The following is an 18,790-nucleotide window of genomic DNA, read 5'->3' as shown; positions in this document are numbered from 1 at the left end:
TTAGTGTCCCCTGTTGGTTTTCGGGTCGGGATGAGATCCCGCCCTAGCTAGCCGATTGAACTGACTTTCCGACTGAATGCGATCTGGTGTGTCCGGCCTCCTCTGGCTCCAGATCCGAAAAAATGCCCGTGAGCAGATCCGCCCATTTCCGCTGCCCGGTCTCGCCGGCGATTTCGTCATTGCGGATTTCGATCATCGCGCAGGGCAGTCCGCGCGAGCGCGCATGCCGTTCCAGCGTGAAATAGACTCGGTCATCAGGTGAATACGGCTCGTTGACCCCGACGGTGACACCGGAAAGCCGCTTCAGCGCCGATATCAGCGGCGCCGCCAGCCGGCGATCCTCGTCATGGATGATGCCGATATGCCAGGGCCGGTTGCGGCCCTTGTATACCGGCGTGAAGGAATGGACCGAAACCAGCCGCGTTTCCTGACCGTGTGACAGCCTGTGGCTGATGATATCCGCAATCGTATCGTGGAAAGGGCGCCACGAAAGCGCGACACGCGCGGCACGCTCACTTTCCGACAGGCCGGCATTGCCCGGTATGGCCGTTGTCTCACTGACCGGCGGCACCAGGTCGGGCGCGTCAAGCGGCCGGTTGCAGTCGATGACAAGGCGCGAAATGCGGGTTTCGACCAGCGTCGCGTCGAGCGCCTGCGCCATGCGGCGGGCAACCGGCAGCGCGCCGGGATCCCAGGCGATGTGGCGCGACAGGTCCTCGACAGCAAGGCCGAGCGTGCCGAATTCGGCGGGCAGGAAGTTCGAGGCGTGATCGCAGGTCAGCACGAAAGGGCTTGATCCGCCGGGGTTCGTCACCCTTACGGTATCAGACGATGCAAGGCTGGCGGGCCGTGCTTTCTCCATACTCTGCCGTCCCCGGGGAGCGCTGTATCGTATGTTACGTATTTTGCCTCATTGCGTCCCTGTGGATGATTTCATACAGTTTGTCCGGCTTTGTCAAATGCGATTTCGGAAAAGACCATCGACCGAGCCAAGGGTGGGGAAAAGATGATTTCCAACATTGCCGAACTGATCGCCGACCGCATCGGCACGATGCCGGCCAGCGAACGGCGCGCGGCCCAGACACTGATTGCCTTCTACCCGATGATCGGCTTGAAAACGGTCGCTGAATTCTCGGCCGCAGCCGGCGTTTCCTCGCCGACAATCCTGCGTTTCGTCGCCCGGTTGGGCTTTCAGAACTATCCGGAGTTCCAGTCGAGCCTGCAGGACGAACTGGCGGCGCAACTGCAATCGCCGGCGACAAGGACGCTCAATCCGCCCTCGCCCGGCGGCGGGACCGTGTCGCCGATGCTGGAAGCGACGCTCGACAATATGCGCGAGACATTCAGACACCTGTCCGACAAGCAGCTTGCCGACATCGCCGCCCGGCTAGCGGACCGGCGCGGCAAGACCTTCCTGATCGGCGGCCGCTTCACCGATCCGCTGGCGCGCTACATGGCCGCCCACCTCGCCATCATCCAGCCGGATGTCTTTCACCTCGCCGGGCAGGAAAGCATGTGGCGTGACCGGCTGATCGACATGGGCAAGCGCGACGTGCTGGTCATCTTCGACATCAGGCGCTACCAGGACAGCCTCCTCCGCTTCGCCGAGAAGGCGCATCAGCGTGGCGTGCAGATCGTGCTGTTCACCGACCAGTGGCTGTCGCCGATCGCCCGCCTTGCTCGCCATGTCATCGCCGGACGAACCGCGGTGCCGTCGGCATGGGATTCATCGGCGGCCCTTTTCGTCGTCGCCGAAACGCTGATCGGCGCCGTCACCAGGCAACTGGAAGCAGAAGGCGCCAAACGCATTCGCGAGATGGAAAGTCTGCGTTAGTGCATATGCGATGATCCGAAGCGTTACGCATATTTTCTCAAACGTTACATATATTTAATGTGCGCAGCACCCGGAGAATTGTCATAAAGACGCGATATCGAGACGGCTTCTTTGCCTTACAATAGCCTCGCTGCGTCTGCTTCATTTCGGGAAACCGGTAGACGGAAGGATTGTTTTACCAACCGGAGTGCTGATGGCCGCCTGGAAACAGATACTTTTTGCACTCATGGTGCTGGTGGTGGCGGCAGCCGCCTGGCTGCGCTTTTATCCCGGCGCACCGGACGTGCTGGCACGTTGGGGCATCGACTGGGCTTACGCGGCAACGCCCCCGGCTGAAACCGGTGCCGCCAACGCGAGGCAGGCAAACGGCCGCAACGGCAACCAGCGGGTGAACGTGGTCGCCTTGGCGGCCACTTCGGCTGTTATCAACGACCGCCTGCAGGCGATCGGCACCGGCCGTGCCAACGCCTCGGTGACCGTCAATCCTTACAGCTCCGGCCGCCTCGCCGAACTGCTGGTCGAGTCCGGCAGCCATGTCGAAAAGGGACAGATCCTCGCCACCCTCGATTCCGAGACCGAAGTGATCTCTCAGGACCGTGCCAAGCTCGCCTTGCAGGACGCTCAGTCCAAGCTCGACCGCGTCAAGTCGCTGCGTGCCTCCAATGCCGCGACCCCGGTAGCCGTGGCTGACGCCGAGGTGGTGCTGGCGGGCGCCAAGCTGGCGCTTCAGGACGCGGAACTTGCACTGCAGCGCCGGTCGATCCTGGCGCCGATCGCCGGCACCGTCGGCATCCTGCCGATCTCGGCCGGCAATTACGTCACCAACCAGTCGGCCATCGCCACGCTCGACGACCGGTCCTCGATCCTGGTCGATTTCCTGGTGCCCGAGCGCTTCGCCGCCGCCGTCAAGGTCGGTGCGCAATTGACAGCGACGCCGATCGCCAATCCCAGCAACGCCTATAGCGGCACCGTTTCGGCCATCGACAACCACATCGATGAAAAGAGTCGCACCCTGCTGGTCAAGGCCAAGATCGCCAACCCGGCCGATTCGCTGCGCGCCGGCATGTCGTTCGGCATCACCATGAAATTTCCGGGGCAAACCTATCCGGCCGTCAGCCCGCTGGCGATCCTGTGGGGGTCGGACGGCGCCTATGTCTGGCAGATCGAGGATGGCAAAGCCAGGCGGGTCCCGGTGCGCATCATCCAGCGCAACACCGAGACCGTGCTGATCGACGCCGAGATCGACAATGGCGACATGGTGGTCACAGAAGGCACCCAGAGCGTCAGCGAGGGCGGCGCGGTTCGCCTTGCCGGCGAAGAGCAGCGCGCCGCGGACGCCGCCGCAGGCTCATGACCGGAACCATCAACACCGCCAGCGAGACCGGCTTCACCGCCCTGTTCATCCGCAGGCCGGTCATGGCCTTCGTGCTGAACACACTGATTGCGGTCGCCGGCCTGGCCGCTTTCTACGGCGTCGAGATCCGCGAACTGCCTGATGTCGATCGCGCGGTCGTCACTGTTTCCACCACCTTCGAGGGCGCGGCGGCCGAGACCGTCGACCGCGAACTGACCGACACGATCGAGGGCGCCGTCGCCCGCGTCTCAGGCGTCAAGTCGATCTCGTCGTCTTCCTCGTTCGGCTCGAGCCGCGTCACCATCGAGTTCAACGACGGCGTCGATCTGAATGTCGCCGCCTCGGACGTGCGTGATGCCGTCGGCCGCGTCGCCAATCAGATGCCCGACACCGCCGATCCGCCGCGCATCGTCAAGGCCGACGCCAATTCCGACGCGGTGATGCGACTGGCGGTGACCTCGGACAACATGTCGATCCAGGACATGACCGTGGTGGTCCAGGACCAGATCGAGGACGAGCTTGCCGCCGTGCCCGGCGTTGCCGACGTCCAGGTCTATGGCGACCGCGACAAGATCTTCCGCATCGATGTCGACCAGAATAAGCTGGCCAGCCTCGGCTTCACGGTTGCCGATCTCAGGGCCGCCCTTGCCTCGGTCGCTTTCGATTCCCCTGCCGGTTCGATCACCACGACCAACCAGGACCTGATCGTCCGCACGACTGCCGACGTGACCACGCCGGAAGAGTTCGAAAACATCATTGTCGGCGGCACGACGCGCATCCGCGACGTCGCCACCGTCACGCTCGGTCCCGACGTCGGCCAGACCACGCTGCGCTCGGACGGCAAGACCGGCATCGGCATCGGCATCATCCGCCAGGCGGAATCGAACACGCTGGACATCTCGACCGGTGTCCAGGCCGCCGTCGCCAAGCTGCAGGAAAACCTGCCCAAGGGCATGTCGATCAAGATCACCAGCGACGACGCCGTCTTCGTCAAGGGCGCGGTGCACGAGGTCGAGATCGCACTCGGCCTGTCCGTGACCATGGTGCTGATCGTCATCTATGTGTTTCTCCTCGACTGGCGCGCGACGCTGATCCCCGGCCTGTCGATGCCGGTCGCCATGATTGGCACCATCGCTGCCATCTATCTGGCCGGCTTCTCGGTCAACATCCTGACCCTGCTCGCTCTGGTGCTGGCGACGGGACTGGTCGTCGACGACGCCATCGTCGTGCTCGAAAACATCGTGCGACGACGCAATGAGGGCATGGGGCCCCGCGCCGCCGCCGTGCTTGGCGCGCAGGAAGTGTTTTTCGCCGTCATTGCCACCACCTTGACGCTGGTCGCCGTCTTCGTGCCGATTTCGTTCCTGCCCGGCCAGACCGGCGGCCTGTTCCGCGAATTCGGCTTCGTGCTTGCCATGTCGGTGCTATTGTCCTGCGTTGTGGCGCTGACGCTGTGCCCGATGCTCGCCTCGCGCATGCTGACCAGCGCATCGCTCCACCACGAAGGGGGCCATGGCATCGGCGCCCGCATCGGCGGCGCGCTCAGTACGGCCTACAAGCGCGGCCTACACGCCTGCCTCGACGCGCCATGGATCGTGCTTCTGGTCGCGGTGCTGTTTGCCGGCACCGCCTTCACGCTGTTCGGCACCATCCGCCAGGAGCTGACGCCGACCGAGGACCGCGCCGCCGTGCTTCTGCGCATCAGCGCCCCGCAAGGCGTCAGCCTCGACTATACGACGCAGCAGATGCAGAAGATCGAGAGACTGATCCAGCCGATGCGCGATTCCGGCGAGATCCGCTCGACCTTCGAGAATGCCGGCCAGAACGGCTCCTACAATTCCGGCTTCATGGTGATGACGTTGGCGCCGTGGAACGAGCGCAGCCGCAGCCAGCAGGAGATCATGGCCGAGATCAGCCAGTTGACCAGGCAGGTGCCGAGCGTGCGCATCTTCCCGGTACAGCCCAACAGCCTCGGCATCCGTGGCGCCGGCAACGGCCTGCAGTTCGCGCTGGTCGGCAACGACCGCAAGGCGCTCGGCGACGCAGCCGTGAAGATCATCGCCGAGATGCAGAAGGACGCGCGCTTCCAGACACCGCGCCTGTCGATCGACCCGACGCAACCGCAGCTCGCCGTGGCCATCGACCGCGAGCGCGCCTCCGACCTCGGCATCGACATATCGGGACTGGCCAACACCTTGCAGGCCATGCTCGACGGCAACGATGTCGTCGACGTCTACATCGCCGACCGCAGCTACGGCGTGAAGCTGGTCTCGACCACCAATCCGATCAACGATCCGACCGATCTGGAAAACATCTTCCTGAAAACATCAGACGGACGTTTCGTGCCGATGTCGACCATCGCCACCCTGACCGAACGTGCCGTACCGCCATCACTGTCGCGCGAACAGCAGCAGCCCTCGGTGGCCATCACCTCCAACCTCAGTGGCGACTTCGCACTTGGCGACGCGCTCACCCGCGCCGAGGAGATCGCCACGCCGCTGCTGCCTGCGGGCAGCCGCATCCTGCCTCTGGCCGAGGCGGCGACGCTGGGCGAAACCAACAGCGCCATGATCACCATTTTCGGCTTCGCGCTGGTCATCATCCTTTTGGTGCTGGCCGCCCAGTTCGAAAGTTTCGTCAGTGCCGTCATCATCATGGCGACGGTGCCGCTGGGACTGGCCTGCGCGATTTTCGCGCTTCTGCTCTCGGGCACCAGTCTCAACGCCTACAGCCAGATCGGCCTGGTGCTTTTGGTTGGCGTCATGGCCAAGAACGGCATCCTGATCGTCGAATTCGCCAACCAGCTGCGCGATCGCGGGCTTGGCGTGCGCGAAGCGATCGAGCAGGCCTCGATCATCCGCGTGCGGCCGGTGATGATGACGATGATCTGCACCGTGCTCGGCGGCTTGCCGCTGGTGCTGGCGAGCGGCGCCGGTGCCGAGGCGCGCGTCGCGCTCGGCTGGGTCATCGTCGGCGGCCTGGGGTTGGCCACCGTCTCGACGCTGTTCCTGACGCCGGTCGCCTATCTCTTGCTTGGCCGCTTCGTCACGCCGAAGACCCATGAGGAAGCGCGACTGAAGCGCGAGTTGGAGGAAGCCGCCTACACCAATGTGGAGCCGGCTGAATAGAAATCCCAGGAAAAATGTGTAGCGGTTTTTCGTCCGGAATTTCGTAAGAAAAATAATTCCGCCTATCTCAAGAACCGGCCTTCGATCGACCAGCGCGCGGCGAGGAAATTCAGCACCGCCGCCACCACGACGCCGCCGATTTTCGCCGGCCACACCCCGATGATGCCGGCGAACAGCACGATGGAGAGGCTGGAGACGCCGAGCGAAATCAGCCCTCCAAGCGAGGCGAAGCGAAGGAATGCGTCACGCAGCCGGATGGCTCGATTGCGCTCGAACGACCAGAAGCCGTTCGCCGCGAAGGAAAAGGTGACGGCGATGAACCAGGCAGCAACGTTGGCCGGCAGCGGCGAAGCACCGAGCTTGAGCAGCAGGAAGAAGCTGGCAAGGTCGATGGCTGTGTTGGCCAGTCCGACAATGGCAAAGCGGACGATCTTGTTGCCGGTCGAACGCGGGGGCCGCTCGGCGTCGTTCATCCCCTGCCCTCCATGATTGCGACATTGGCGCGGGCCAGGCTGGCTCCGAACGCGTCCGATGCCAGGGCCGCGAATTCGACCTCGCGCACAGCTTGCATCGTGTCGCGCGCGCGCAGCGTCTCGTCGACATGGCCGGGATGGCACATGAACAGCCCTTGTTCCGGCAACCCTTCGACGGCGGCCTGCAGAACTGCAGTGAATTTTTCGGGCTGCCGCCAGTCATAGATGCCGGCGAGCGGCTGGAAAACGGTGAAGCCCGCGCGCTGCATCGAGCGGTTGAACCCGGCGGCGAGCGCGGCAATCGCGGCGACCTTCGACCCTGCGGCCAGCGCCGGGCCGCCGCGCAGGGCCGGCCTGTCGGCGCCTTCTGGAAACCGCGCGCGCAGCCATGTGCGCACGACGGGAAGGAAATGCACATGCTGATGCCCGTCGACGAAATCGGGGCGGCGGCCAAGCGCCTCGACGAAGCGGCTGTACTGGGCGTCAAGCTCGGCATGGACATGGCGGGCGCCGATGCGGCCGCGCAGAACAGGCAAGGCCAGTGCGCGGAGCGGTGGCAGCCGGCCTTCCGGCGCCAGGGCCGACCGGCCGGTGACGGCCAACTGGTCGGTCAAGGTGAGGTGCAGCCCAACCGCGGCCCGGCCGCACAGCGGTTTTATGCGCTCTGCCTCCTTTGCCCACTCGGGAAAGCCGGTCATGCAGCTGGTGCCGGTCAGGCGCCCCCGATCGAGAAGATCGAGAATCGCGGCGGAAACGCCAGGCGCCAAGCCGTAATCGTCGGCGATCAGGCGAATGCGCCGCGTCATCTGTTCGAAGAGCCCGGCTCCGGCCGGTCGGCGGGGGCCTCGCTGCGCACGACATCGCGCACGAGATAGACCGGCCGATCCTTGCTCTCGCTGAGCGTGACCCAGACGTATTCGCCGATCAGGCCAAGCAAGGTCAGGTTGAGGCCGCCGAGCAGGACGACGGCAACCAGCAGGCTGGGGTAGCCCGGAACGGCAATGCCGTAGAAGATCACCTCGAAGAGCACCTTGGCGCCATAGAGCGCACCGGCCAACGCCGCGAGCAGCCCGCTGAGGCTGATGAGACGCAAGGGAATGACGGAAAAGGAAGTAAAACCTTCGAGCGAGAAGGCGATCAGGTTGAGCCGGCTCCATTTCGACGTGCCGCTGGCGCGGCCTTCCGGCGAATAGGGCAACGCCTTCTGGCGAAAGCCGGCCCAGGCAAACAGGCCCTTGTTGAAGCGCCGCTTGTCGCGCAGGCTGGTCAGCGCGCGCGCCACGGCGCCGCGCATGACGCGAAAGTCGCCGGCATTTTCGGGAATGTCGAAACGCTGGCTCGAGTTGATCAGGCTGTAGAAAAGCCGTGCAAGCTGGCTGCGCCGCCAGCTCGCCTCGCGGCGGTCGTTCTGCGCATAGACGACGTCGATGTCCGGATGGTCCACCAGCTCGGCGATCAGCTTCAGGCTGATGTCCAGGGAATGCTGGAGGTCGGCGTCCATGATCAGCACCATGTCGCCGCGCGACTGGTCGAGGCCGGCGAGCACCGCGACTTCCTTGCCGAAATTGCGGCTGAGGCGCACGATCTCCCACGACCCCGTCAGCGCTTGCGAAAACCGCACGGCACCATCGTCACGACTGCCGTCATCGACCAGGATCTTGTGCACGCCCATGCCGAAGCGTTGTACCACGGCCACTTCGAGCTCGCCGAGCAGGCGCGCGAAGGCCGATGCCGATGCCGCCTCGTTGAAGAACGGTGCGACGATATCGAGGCTCGGCCGCAACTCAACCATTCGCGACTCCCGCATTCACCACCTTTTCCCGTGCCTTGGCCCAGAACCACCAGATCAGCGAACCGGCGATAAAAGTGACGGCGACCGGCCGGAACCAGGGGAAGAGGAAATCGTGCACATGGCGCTCGACGCCGCTCAACCCGGTCACGAACAGCGTCGTCGACAGCACCGAGGCAAGGACGCCGCCCCGTTCTTCGCGCCACAACAGGGCGATGGCAAGACCGGCTGGTACCGCGATCATGGCAAAGGTGTTTGGCTCGACGCGCGGGTTGAAGACGCACATGTAGAAAGTGGCTGTCAGGAAGATCGCCAGCGCCGCCTTTCCCTGTTCGAGCCTGCGGTCGAACCAGATGACGGCAGAAAGCGTAAACAGGGCCATGACCATGCGCACGATCGTTGCGCCGAATTCCGGAATTGGCAGTCCTATCGTGGTGAACGGTGCCGTGAAATCGGTGGGCACGAAATGGCTGGTGTTGTCGACGGCCATGGAGGTCAGCATCTGGATGAAGACACGATACTGGTCGTTGAGATAGCCGGCGGGAGCAAAAGCGTAAGGCAGTGCCAGCACGAACAGCAGCGCCAGCACCAGCACCGGTATCAGCCGGAGCCGAAGGGCTCCTACCAACAACAGCATTATGATCGCGGTCGGCTTGGCGATGATGGCAAGCGAAGCCCAGAAGAACGTCTCCGCCCGCCGCCCTTCCAGCGCCGACAGGGTGAGAATCCAGCAAGCGCCGGTCAAAAGGATCGTCGCCTGGCCGTTGCGGATCGCCCCCACCGCCATCGGCAAAGCGAGGAAAAGACCGAAAGAAAGCAGCCATGTCAGTTCGCCGCCGCCGAGCTTGCGCACCTGCCGCATCGCGGCGTAGGTCAGCACCGCAAAGCCAATGGAATGCCAAACCAAGCCGCCCAGATGCGGACCAAGCTTGACTATTGGAGTGTAGAGCGCGGCAAAGGCCGGCGCGTAGAGATACCCCATCTCGGACTGGGTGTCGTAGAGCGGCAGACCGGCCTGAAGCGCCACGCTGCCGTCGATATAGGCCTGCCATACCGTCCGCGTGTGCGGTGACCACAGGACCAGGGCAAGAACGACCAGGAACGCTCCGATCCACAGGCCAAACCCCAAACGGTCGAAAACCGGCTTGGAAATCGTCATCAAGGCGCTCCACACAATCCCGGAACTGGATCAGTCCAGCCTGTCCCGGCATTCGATGGCGGCGGCATATCACGGACGAAGTGGCGTGGCATAGGGGGCTGACGAACGTCAGGGCCGCACCTCCTTCGCCTCGAATATGCGTTCCCACCTTCATGGCTGCCGTCCGAGGCTGGCGACCTGACTAATCGTCAGTGAATTCGGGCAAACGAAAATAGGGGTTGCGCGGATCAAAGGGATATTTCGGCTCGCCCTTACCAGCAAGAACAGCCCCCGGAATCAGCACGCCTTTCGGCCCGAACTGATAGTCGATGCCGGCACAGAGGTGAGCGAGATCCTGGTAGTTGAAACTGCGCAACGCACTGCCACCTTCAAATGCAGCTGTTTTGAGTTGCTCAGGCATGAGCGGCCCGATCATCCTGTCGCGATAGGCTTTGATCTTGGCCTTGTTGAGTCTGGAGGCCTGACATTCGGCGCCGACGACCCGCGCCAGCATGATGTTCCTGACCGCAGTCCCGGCAGGATCATCCAGCGGGGCCGAATATTTCTTGAGAAAGTAATTCGTACCGGGATCGTTCGTCATCGCCTTGCGCCAAAACGGCGGGAACTTTTCGGCAGCCTGTTCTCACAAGCAGCCCCTTTTTTGCAGTAACTGGACTTCGCTCGCCAGCCATTTTCGTTCAAGGCCGGATGAACACCTTGCCGTTGGGTTTGGCCAGTTCGGCTGGCAGCCGCGCCATTGCTTCGGCAAGCGGCACCACCGCCGTCACGTCGGTCGACCAGCGCCCATCGGAAAAACGCTTCTGCGCTTCCAGGATCGCCGGGCCGCGACGGTCGCGGAACTGGCGCATCCACTCACTCAGCCAAAACCCTTCGATATGCTTGTGCTGGAAGATCAGTTGGCCGGGCTCGCGGATAACGGTGGCTTCGGGATCGAGCCGCCCATAGATGATCCAGCGCGACCGCTTCGGCATGACGTCGAAGATGGCGGAGGCAAGCGGCCCGGTTACCGCGTCAAGGAAGATGCGCGGCTGTTCGGCCTTCATCACCTCGCGCAGCGCCGCCTTGAAATCCGGCGCCCTTTCATTGAGCACGTGCGCCGCACCAAGCGCTTTCAGAGCCGCGGTCTGGTCATCGCGGCGCACGGTGACGATCGGCCGGAAACCCTCTTCGCTGGCCAGGCCGATGATCAGCTTGCAGAGCTGGCTGGCGCCGGCGGTCATGACGAAGGCCTTCTCGCCTTCCTCCTTGACGATGTCGAACATGGCGAGCGCCGTGAGCGGGTTGACGATCATCGCCGCACCGTCCTCGTCGCGAACGGTGTCGAGCAGCGGGATGCAGGCAGCCGCCTCGGCGACGGCATAGTCGGCCCACGAGCCCCAGTTGGTGACGCCGGTGGCAAAAGCCACGCGCTTGCCGATCAGGCTTTTGGGATAGGGCTCGTCCCCGCTGGCAACGACAATGCCGACACCCTCGAAGCCGGCCGGCTGGCCCTTGGCACGCGGCTGGCCGTACTGGCCCTTGACGAAGGCGACATCGGACGGATTGATCGAGGCGAGGCTGACCTTGATCAGCACCTGGCTGGGGCCCGGTGTCGGCACCGCGATGCTGCCCGGCTCGAGATAGGGCTCCATCGCCTCCAGCACACTGCCGCTCCGCGTCCTGGTGTAGCCATCGCCGACAAGCAGCAGCGCCTTCATTTCGGATGGGACGGTCATCGGAACACTCCTCGCTCGAGCCTCGGGTCGCGCCCGCATGACGATGCCGGCGCTCAGACCTTCTCCTGCGTGTATTTCCTCAACTCCGTCCGCGCCACCTGACGGCGATGCACGGCGTCCGGCCCGTCGGCAAGGCGCAAGGTCCGCAGATGCGTCCACGACCGCGCCAGCGGTGTGTCCTGGCTGATGCCTTGCGCGCCGAACATCTGCACCGCCTCGTCGGTGACCTTGAGCGCGACGCGCGGTGCGACCACCTTGATCTGGCTGATCCAGGGAGCAGCGGCCCGCACATCGCCCTGGTCGATCATCCACGCCGCTTTGAGGCAGAGCAGCCGCGCCATCTCGATCTCCATGCGGCATTCGGCGATGATGTCGAAATTGGCGCCGAGCTTTGCCAGCTTCTGGCCGAAGGCCTCGCGGCGCACGGAACGCTGGCACAGCATCTCGAGCGCCATCTCGGCCTGTCCGATGGCGCGCATGCAGTGGTGGATGCGGCCGGGACCGAGCCGCCCTTGCGCGATCTCGAACCCCCTGCCCTCGCCGAGGATCAGGTTCGACGCCGGTACGCGCACATTGTCGAAGCGAAGATGCATGTGGCCATGCGGCGCGTCGTCATCGCCATAGACCTGCATGGCCCGCACCTTGGTCACGCCTTTGGTGTCTGATGGCACCAGGATCATCGAATGGCGGCGGTGCTGCGGCTCGTCATCGCCCCCGGTCCTGACCATGACGATGTAGATGGCGCAGCGCGGATCGCCGGCGCCCGAAGCCCACCATTTCTCGCCATTGAGCACATAGTCGCCGCCGTGGCGTTCACAGCGCATGGCAATGTTGGTGGCATCGGATGAAGCGACATCCGGCTCGGTCATCAGATAGGCCGAGCGGATCTTGCCGTCGAGCAGCGGTTCCAGCCATGCTTTCTTGTGGTCGGTCGAGCCGTATCGCTCCAGCACCTCCATGTTGCCGGTGTCGGGCGCCGAGCAGTTGAAGGTCTCGGCGCCGAGATGCGCCTTGCCCATCTCTTCGGCCAGATAGGCGTATTCGACGGTGGAAAGGCCATAGCCGCGTTCCGAGCCGGTCAGCCAGAAATTCCACAGGCCGCGCTCTCTTGCGGTCTTCTTCAGCCCTTCGAGGATCTCGCTCTGACGCGCACTGTAGACCCAGCGGTTGCCTGCCTTGCCCACTTCGCTGAGGAATTCATGGTCGAGCGGCATGATCTCGTCGCGCACCATGGCCGCGACGCGCGCGTGGATTGGCTTCAGCCGCTCGGTCATGCCGAGATTCATCTCCGTCATCGGTCGCTAACCCTTCATACACGCCAGGCATTTTGTCAGTGGCAAGGATGACCGCACTTCGGATAGCCTTGTCAACGAACTGTTTGCCCGCATGCCGAGCGCGGAGGATTGTGATGAGCTATCTGGACGAACTGTTTTCGGTGGCCGGCAAGACCGCACTGGTGACGGGTGCGGCGACCGGCATCGGCCGCATGGCGGCGACCGCGCTGGTCAAGGCCGGCGCCAGCGTGATGATCGCGTCGCGCAAGGGCGAGGATTGTATCAAGGTCGCCGAAGAGTTGAACCAGCTTGGTGCACCGGGCCGGGCCGACGGCTTCGTCGGCGACGTTTCCAGCGAAGCCGGCATCGCCGCACTCGTCGCCGAGGTCAAATCGCGCATCGAACGGCTGAACATTCTGGTCAACAACGCCGGCGTCTCCTGGGGCGCGCCGCTGGAAAGCTTCCCCTATTCGGCATGGGCCAAGGTGTTTGGCGTCAACGTCACCGCGGTTTTCCACCTGACCCGTGAATTGCTGCCGCTGCTCGATGCCGCCGCCAGCGACGCCGATCCGGCCAGGGTGATCAACCTCGGTTCGGTGATGGGCACGCAGCCGCTGGCCGACGACGCCTATTCCTACACCGCCTCGAAGGCTGCGGTTCATCATCTGACGCGCACACTGGCGCTCGAGTTCGCCGCCCGCCGCATCACCGTCAACGCCTTTGCCCCCGGCCCCTTCCAGAGCCGGATGACGGCATTTGCCACCGCCACAGAGGAACAGGCCAGGCACGTCGGCAGCCGTGTTCCGATCGGCCGTATCGGCGCACCGGATGACATTGCCGGCGCAACGCTCTATTTGTGCAGCCGTGCAGGCAGCTATGTCACTGGCGCCATCCTGCCGATCGATGGCGGACAGTCGGTGCAGCATGGGTTGACGCTGTTCAAGGAATGACATTTTCCGGCCATAGAAGCCGGGGGTGAACTGGAGGACATGAGCGTGGAACCGATCAGTCTCGATGTGCTTCTGGCCAGTGTCGGCAAGGAGGTCGGCGTGTCGCCGTGGCGGGTGGTCACGCAACGCATGATCGACCAGTTCGCCGACGCCACGGACGACCATCAGTTCATCCACTGCGATCCGGAGCGGGCGATGCGTGAAACGCCGTTCGGCGGCACCATCGCGCACGGCTTCCTGTCGCTGTCGCTGTTGTCGGCGATGACCTTCGAGACCATGCCGCCGCTGGAAAACGGCAAGATGGGCGTCAACCACGGCTTCGATTCGCTGCGCTTCCTGGCGCCGGTGAAAACCGGCGCGCGCATCCGCACCCGTTTCGTGCTGGCCGACGTCAAGGTCAGGCCGTCGGGCTGGGTGCAGACCGCGCATGACGTGACGATCGAGATCGAGGGCTCGAAGAAGCCGGCACTGACCGCGCGCTGGCTGACGCTGACCTTGATCGAACGCCAGCCCGAGACGGCATGAGTGATCCCGTTCTCGACCAGGCAGCGCTTGCGCCTTACCTCGAGGCGAGCATACCGGGCTTTTCCGGGCTTGCTGCAGTCGAGAAGTTCAAATCCGGCCAATCGAACCCGACCTACCTTTTGACGGCGGCAAGCGGCCGTTACGTGCTGCGCGCCAAGCCGCCGGGGCAATTGCTGAAATCGGCACACCAGGTCGACCGCGAATTCAGGGTGATGAGCGCGCTTGCCGGCACCGCCGTGCCTGTGCCGGCCATGCTGCATCTGTCGGCGGAAGGCTCGCCCATCGGCCGCATGTTCTACGTGATGGATTTCCTCGACGGCCGCATTTTCTGGGATCCGGCTCTGCCGGAGGCTGGCGACAATGATGAACGCGCCGCCATCTACGATGCCATGAACGACACCCTCGCCGCCCTGCACGAGGTCGATGTCGAAACAGTGGGACTCGGCGATTTCGGCCGGCCGGGCAATTATTTCGAGCGCCAACTGGCGCGCTGGACGAGCCAGTACCGTGCCTCGGAAACCGGCACCGTCGCCGACATGGACCGGCTGATTGCCTGGTTGGAAACGCATATGCCCGTAGATGACGGCCGGATCTCACTGGTCCATGGCGACTACCGGCTGGACAATCTGATCTTCGCGCCGGACCGGCCAACGGTTCTGGCGGTGCTCGACTGGGAACTTTCGACATCAGGCCACCCCTTCGCCGATATCGCCTATCAATGCATGCAATGGCGGCTGCCGCACGCTTCCGGCTTTCGCGGCCTGGGCGGTATCGATCGTTCCGCACTCGGCCTGCCTTCCGAAGAGGACTACGTCGCCGCCTACTGCCGGCGGCGCGGGCTCACCGGTATCGGCAACTGGACGTTCTTCCTCGCCTTTTCCTTCTTCCGGCTGGCTGCCATCTGCCAGGGCGTCTTCAAGCGGGCGCTGGACGGCAACGCCTCCAATCCCGAGAAGGCGAAAACCTATGGCGAGGCGGTGAAACTGCTTTCGTGTCTTGCCGCAGAACTGATCGACAGGGAGGCGTGATGGGCCATTTCGAGAGAGGAACGGTGCTGATCACGGGGCTGCCAAATTACGACAAGCGTCGGCACGATCCGAAGCATACCGTTTGGGAACTTCCCGTGCCCTTGTCCGTTTCCGTACAGCGTATATAATTTAGCCAGCCACCAACCCAACCGAAGGCACCAGATCTTGCCGCAGAGCGTCCAGACACGCCGCGAGAAACAAAAAGCAGAACTGCGCTCCGAATTGCTCGAGGCCGCGCATAAGCTTGTCCAGGAAGAGGGCTATGAGGGCCTGACCATCCGCAAGCTGGCCAAGCGGGTCGGCTACGCCCCGATGTCCGTTTATTCCTACTTCGCCGACAAGCAGGACATCCTGTTCGCTCTGGCCGAGGACGCATTCGAGACGCTTGCTCGCCGCATCGAGGAGCATCCGTCCGATGATCCGATCGCAGCCTTGCAGGCGGTGATGACGGAATATGCCGCCTTCGGGCTCGGCAATCCCAACGAATACCGCACCGTATTCATGACCGAAAAGACCAAGCTGCCGGAAGGCAGGAGCTACGACGACATGGAAGAGAGCAACCCGGCGATGAAGGCGCTGATCAGCCGGGTCGAGGCCTGCGTTGCCGCCGGAAAATTGCAGGGCGATCCGCGCGCCATCGCCACCATGCTGTGGGCGGTCGGCCACGGCACGATCTCGCTGCTCATCACCTTTCCATTCTACCCCTTCGGCGACCCGCAGGCCTTCGTGAAGCGGATGTGCGATTTCACGCTCGCCACGCTCAGCACGCAAAACGTCCCGCCATTGACCGAGACACCGGTCAACTGCTGAACGCCGTTCCCTTTCATTTCCATATTTTCTCTCCGCCCCAGCCAGACCCTGGGGGGATTTCTTGGTTAACGAAAAATTTATCGTACGCGTACGGTTTTCCCTTGAATTCCCAATCGACGGCGTATATGTACAGTCTATCGTACATGTACGAGAAAAATTCACCCGTCGGTACGAATTGAATTCGACCCGGAAACCGGAGACTGACAATGAAAAAGACACTCCTCACCCTCGCCGCCGTGCTGGCACTTTCGGGCTCGGCTTTCGCCGCCAACACCACCCATCCGGTCAAGCATGCGCCGGTGGCGGCCTGCGTTGACACCAAGACCAACCTGAAGCTCGATTGCGCTTCGACCGGTTCGGTCGAGAAGAAGGGTGCCACGGAAAACACCGCTGAAGGCAAGGGCCCGCGGCTCGGCATCAGCATCAATCCGTGGATTGTGCCGAGCGCATTCTGATATCAGCAAAGATCACGTCTGGCCGGCACAAGCCGGCCAGCTTCAAGCGACCGAAATCGGCAGCTTCGCCGCTGAACTCTCAAAGGCTGCGTCGATCAGCTTCTGCATGTCGGCGGCGCGCCGGAACGACGGATCGCCATTCCGGCCTGCATCCAGCGCATCGGCAAAGCGTCGCGCATTGCGCTTGACACTGGGCAGATCCAAAGTCCGCCAGCGCTGAAGATCGACATCCCCGCCGAGGCAGGCCGACAGGCTCGATGCCTTGCCGTCGGTCTCGACCTTGATGGCGCCCTGGGTGCCGTGCAGGGCCAGCGACAAATCGTTGGCGTGACCGGTCATGTAGCGGCCCGCCACGATCGTGGCAAGCGCGCCGCAATCGAGCCGCGCCGTCATTGCCACGCTGTCATTGGCGTCCAGCACATAGTCGCCGATGCGCTCGCCCTCGGCCTTCGGAAACGTCACCAGATCGGCATGCAGGCTGACGATATCCTGGCCGGCGCCATAGGTGGCGAAATCCAGGATATGGATGCCGACATCGCCCAGCACGCCGGTCGAACCGTGCCGGCTGGACAAGCGCCACAGCCATTTGTCCTCGACCCGCCAGTCACCCCATGATTTGCTGACCAGCCAGCTTTGCCGGTAGCTCGCCTCGACATGGCGCAACGCGCCGATCTCGCCGGCCTGAACCATGCGCCGCGCCTCGTGGATCGCCGGTGAGTTGCGATAGGTGAGGTTGACCATGTTGATCACCCCGGCAGCCTCGGCCGCTTGCGTCATATCAAACGCGTCGGCGTAGTTCGGCGCCAGCGGCTTTTCGCAAAACACATGTTTTCCCACGCCGAGCAGCGCCAGCGTCGTCGCCCTATGCGCACCATCCGGCGTCGCGTTGATGGCGGCATCGAACTGGCCCCAGGCGATCGCCGCCTCCAGGCTCTCGAAAGAATCGCCGATCTTGCTGGCCGCGGCGAACGCCGCAGCGCGGCCGGGCACCTGGTCGACACAGGCGACGATGCTGCAGCCGGGAATCCCGGCAAACTCCTCGACATGATGCCCGGCGATACCGCCGGTGCCGAGCAGAAGAATTCGATGCATTAGCCCCAAGCCCCCAAAATCAACTCACGCCTTGGGCAACTCAGGCCCGATCAGCTCAGGCCGCCCCAATCAGCTCAGGCCCTTGTCGCCATCGGCATGCAGGCGCAGCCCCTTCTGCACGATCTTCTCCTTGGCCGCATCCGTCGGCACGTTCGGCGCATTGGTGATGCCGGACCATGCCGGCGCCGGGTTGTGCGCCCAATGGACGGCGTTGCGCAGCACCTGCTGCACGCCCTCATTGTGATAGATCGGATAGGTCTCGTGGCCGGGCGAGAAGTAGAAGATCCGTCCCGCGCCGCGCTGGTACGTCAGCCCGGACCGGAACACCTCGCCGCCCTCGTACCAGGAGACGAACACCGTCTCCAGCGGCTCCGGCACCGCGAACGGCTCGCCATACATTTCGGTCTCGCCGATCTCCAGGCACTCGCCAATGCCTTGCGCGATCGGGTGGCCGCGGTTGATCGCCCAGACGCGCTCGCGCTCGCCCGCCTCGCGCCATTTCAGCGAACAGGGCGTGCCCATCAGCCGCTTGAAGATCTTTGAGTAGTGACCGGAATGGAGCACGATCAGGCCCATCCCTTCCCACACCCGCTTCTGCACCCGCTCGACGATCTCGTCCTTGACCTCGCCATGCGCCGCGTGGCCCCACCACAAAAGCACGTCGGTGGCCGCCAGGCGCTTTTCGCTCAGGCCGTGCTCGGGCTCCTGCAAGGTGGCGGTGGCCGCCTCAATGCCCTTGTCCTGGTTGAGCGCGGCGGCGATGGTGCCGTGCATCCCCAAGGGATAGAGTTCGCGCACGGCTTCATTGGTCTGCTCGTGGACGTTCTCGCCCCAAACGATCGCTTTTGTCGGCATTTTCATCTCCCAAAGCGCTTTAAATAGCACGCCCAAGGAGATTGAGAAGGTCCGATGCGATCTGGCCCGATGGAATACTAGGTCTTGCGCTTCTTGCGCCCCGGCACGGTCTTGGCCTTGCCCGGTTTCGCCGGTGCGCCGGGGATGGCGGTTCCGGTAATGGATACCGGATCGCTGGCCGGGAACGTGTCTTCAAGGCCTTCCTCGAGTTCCTCTTCGGCGCTCGGGGCTTCATGTCGCTCATGTTCGAGCGAGCGGACGGCCGATGTCTTTTTGACCGGCGACTTCGGCGCGGAATTCGACGGCATCGGCATTTCTCCCTCGGCGTGCGGATGCAGAACGAGCGTGC

At 63.6% G+C, this 18,790-nt stretch carries 19 protein-coding genes; 8 read left to right on the top strand and 11 right to left on the bottom strand.

What is annotated here, in order from left to right; genetic code table 11:
• Positions 1-43: 43 nt before the first annotated feature.
• Positions 44-862 carry an N-formylglutamate amidohydrolase gene (locus tag RPF88_RS29430; RefSeq protein ID WP_024502760.1) on the bottom strand — a complete coding sequence of 273 codons (819 nt, stop codon included), beginning with the start codon at positions 860-862 and terminating at the stop codon, positions 44-46.
• A 144-nt stretch (positions 863-1,006) separates the two neighbouring features.
• Here RPF88_RS29430 and RPF88_RS29425 point away from each other — a divergent pair, with 144 nt between their 5' ends.
• The 3 genes from RPF88_RS29425 to RPF88_RS29415 all read left to right on the top strand — a co-directional run bounded on the left by RPF88_RS29425 (position 1,007) and on the right by RPF88_RS29415 (position 6,316).
• Positions 1,007-1,834: a MurR/RpiR family transcriptional regulator gene (locus RPF88_RS29425; RefSeq protein ID WP_013529679.1), complete on the top strand. Its 828-nt coding sequence runs from the start codon at positions 1,007-1,009 to the stop codon at positions 1,832-1,834.
• 193 nt (positions 1,835-2,027) lie between these two features.
• Entirely contained in the window at positions 2,028-3,188 is a 1,161-nt protein-coding gene (locus RPF88_RS29420) for an efflux RND transporter periplasmic adaptor subunit (protein ID WP_013529678.1), read from the top strand.
• Positions 3,185-6,316: an efflux RND transporter permease subunit gene (locus tag RPF88_RS29415; RefSeq protein ID WP_337123679.1), complete on the top strand. Its 3,132-nt coding sequence runs from the start codon at positions 3,185-3,187 to the stop codon at positions 6,314-6,316. The genes RPF88_RS29420 and RPF88_RS29415 overlap by 4 nt, the downstream gene beginning before the upstream one ends.
• Before the next feature lie 62 nt (positions 6,317-6,378).
• Here RPF88_RS29415 and RPF88_RS29410 read toward each other — a convergent pair whose 3' ends face one another.
• The 7 genes from RPF88_RS29410 to RPF88_RS29380 all read right to left on the bottom strand — a co-directional run bounded on the left by RPF88_RS29410 (position 6,379) and on the right by RPF88_RS29380 (position 12,747).
• Entirely contained in the window at positions 6,379-6,789 is a 411-nt protein-coding gene (locus RPF88_RS29410; protein ID WP_337123678.1) for a GtrA family protein, read from the bottom strand.
• Positions 6,786-7,595 carry a ChbG/HpnK family deacetylase gene (locus tag RPF88_RS29405; protein WP_337123676.1) on the bottom strand — a complete coding sequence of 270 codons (810 nt, stop codon included), beginning with the start codon at positions 7,593-7,595 and terminating at the stop codon, positions 6,786-6,788. Before RPF88_RS29405 ends, RPF88_RS29410 begins: the two co-directional genes overlap by 4 nt.
• Positions 7,592-8,581: a glycosyltransferase family 2 protein gene (locus tag RPF88_RS29400; RefSeq protein ID WP_337123674.1), complete on the bottom strand. Its 990-nt coding sequence runs from the start codon at positions 8,579-8,581 to the stop codon at positions 7,592-7,594. The genes RPF88_RS29405 and RPF88_RS29400 overlap by 4 nt, the downstream gene beginning before the upstream one ends.
• Positions 8,574-9,737, bottom strand: coding sequence for a glycosyltransferase 87 family protein (locus tag RPF88_RS29395; protein ID WP_337123672.1), 1,164 nt, complete (start codon positions 9,735-9,737; stop codon positions 8,574-8,576). Before RPF88_RS29395 ends, RPF88_RS29400 begins: the two co-directional genes overlap by 8 nt.
• A gap of 181 nt (positions 9,738-9,918) precedes the next feature.
• Entirely contained in the window at positions 9,919-10,317 is a 399-nt protein-coding gene (locus RPF88_RS29390) for a hypothetical protein (RefSeq protein ID WP_013529672.1), read from the bottom strand.
• Positions 10,318-10,414: 97 nt separating this feature from the next.
• The gene (locus RPF88_RS29385; RefSeq protein WP_337123671.1) at positions 10,415-11,452 is read right to left on the bottom strand and encodes a zinc-binding dehydrogenase; all 1,038 of its coding nucleotides are present in this window, start codon (positions 11,450-11,452) and stop codon (positions 10,415-10,417) included.
• A gap of 53 nt (positions 11,453-11,505) precedes the next feature.
• Positions 11,506-12,747, bottom strand: a complete 1,242-nt coding sequence (locus RPF88_RS29380; protein WP_337123669.1) for an acyl-CoA dehydrogenase family protein — start codon at positions 12,745-12,747, stop codon at positions 11,506-11,508.
• Positions 12,748-12,860: 113 nt separating this feature from the next.
• Here RPF88_RS29380 and RPF88_RS29375 point away from each other — a divergent pair, with 113 nt between their 5' ends.
• The 5 genes from RPF88_RS29375 to RPF88_RS29355 all read left to right on the top strand — a co-directional run bounded on the left by RPF88_RS29375 (position 12,861) and on the right by RPF88_RS29355 (position 16,494).
• Positions 12,861-13,676, top strand: coding sequence for an SDR family oxidoreductase (locus RPF88_RS29375; protein ID WP_337123668.1), 816 nt, complete (start codon positions 12,861-12,863; stop codon positions 13,674-13,676).
• Positions 13,677-13,715: 39 nt separating this feature from the next.
• Positions 13,716-14,201, top strand: coding sequence for a MaoC family dehydratase (locus RPF88_RS29370; protein ID WP_263484965.1), 486 nt, complete (start codon positions 13,716-13,718; stop codon positions 14,199-14,201).
• Entirely contained in the window at positions 14,198-15,229 is a 1,032-nt protein-coding gene (locus RPF88_RS29365; protein ID WP_024502772.1) for a phosphotransferase family protein, read from the top strand. The genes RPF88_RS29370 and RPF88_RS29365 overlap by 4 nt, the downstream gene beginning before the upstream one ends.
• A 165-nt stretch (positions 15,230-15,394) precedes the next feature.
• Positions 15,395-16,039, top strand: coding sequence for a TetR/AcrR family transcriptional regulator (locus RPF88_RS29360; protein WP_013529665.1), 645 nt, complete (start codon positions 15,395-15,397; stop codon positions 16,037-16,039).
• Positions 16,040-16,245: 206 nt separating this feature from the next.
• A complete protein-coding gene (locus RPF88_RS29355; protein WP_013529664.1) occupies positions 16,246-16,494 on the top strand; it encodes a DUF680 domain-containing protein in 249 nt (82 codons plus the stop codon).
• 42 nt (positions 16,495-16,536) lie between these two features.
• Here RPF88_RS29355 and RPF88_RS29350 read toward each other — a convergent pair whose 3' ends face one another.
• From RPF88_RS29350 to RPF88_RS29340, 3 genes are all read right to left on the bottom strand, one after another.
• Positions 16,537-17,586 carry a Gfo/Idh/MocA family protein gene (locus RPF88_RS29350; RefSeq protein WP_337123667.1) on the bottom strand — a complete coding sequence of 350 codons (1,050 nt, stop codon included), beginning with the start codon at positions 17,584-17,586 and terminating at the stop codon, positions 16,537-16,539.
• Between the two features lie 69 nt (positions 17,587-17,655).
• Positions 17,656-18,441: a ThuA domain-containing protein gene (locus RPF88_RS29345; RefSeq protein ID WP_027161369.1), complete on the bottom strand. Its 786-nt coding sequence runs from the start codon at positions 18,439-18,441 to the stop codon at positions 17,656-17,658.
• A gap of 77 nt (positions 18,442-18,518) precedes the next feature.
• Complete coding sequence (locus RPF88_RS29340; RefSeq protein ID WP_024502775.1) at positions 18,519-18,749, bottom strand: hypothetical protein; 231 nt, start codon at positions 18,747-18,749, stop codon at positions 18,519-18,521.
• Between the last annotated feature and the right edge of the window lie 41 nt (positions 18,750-18,790).

Source organism: Mesorhizobium sp. ISC11 (assembly GCF_037162595.1).
GTDB classification, from domain to species: domain Bacteria; phylum Pseudomonadota; class Alphaproteobacteria; order Rhizobiales; family Rhizobiaceae; genus Mesorhizobium; species Mesorhizobium ciceri.
This window is presented reverse-complemented; position numbering and strand designations above follow the sequence as displayed.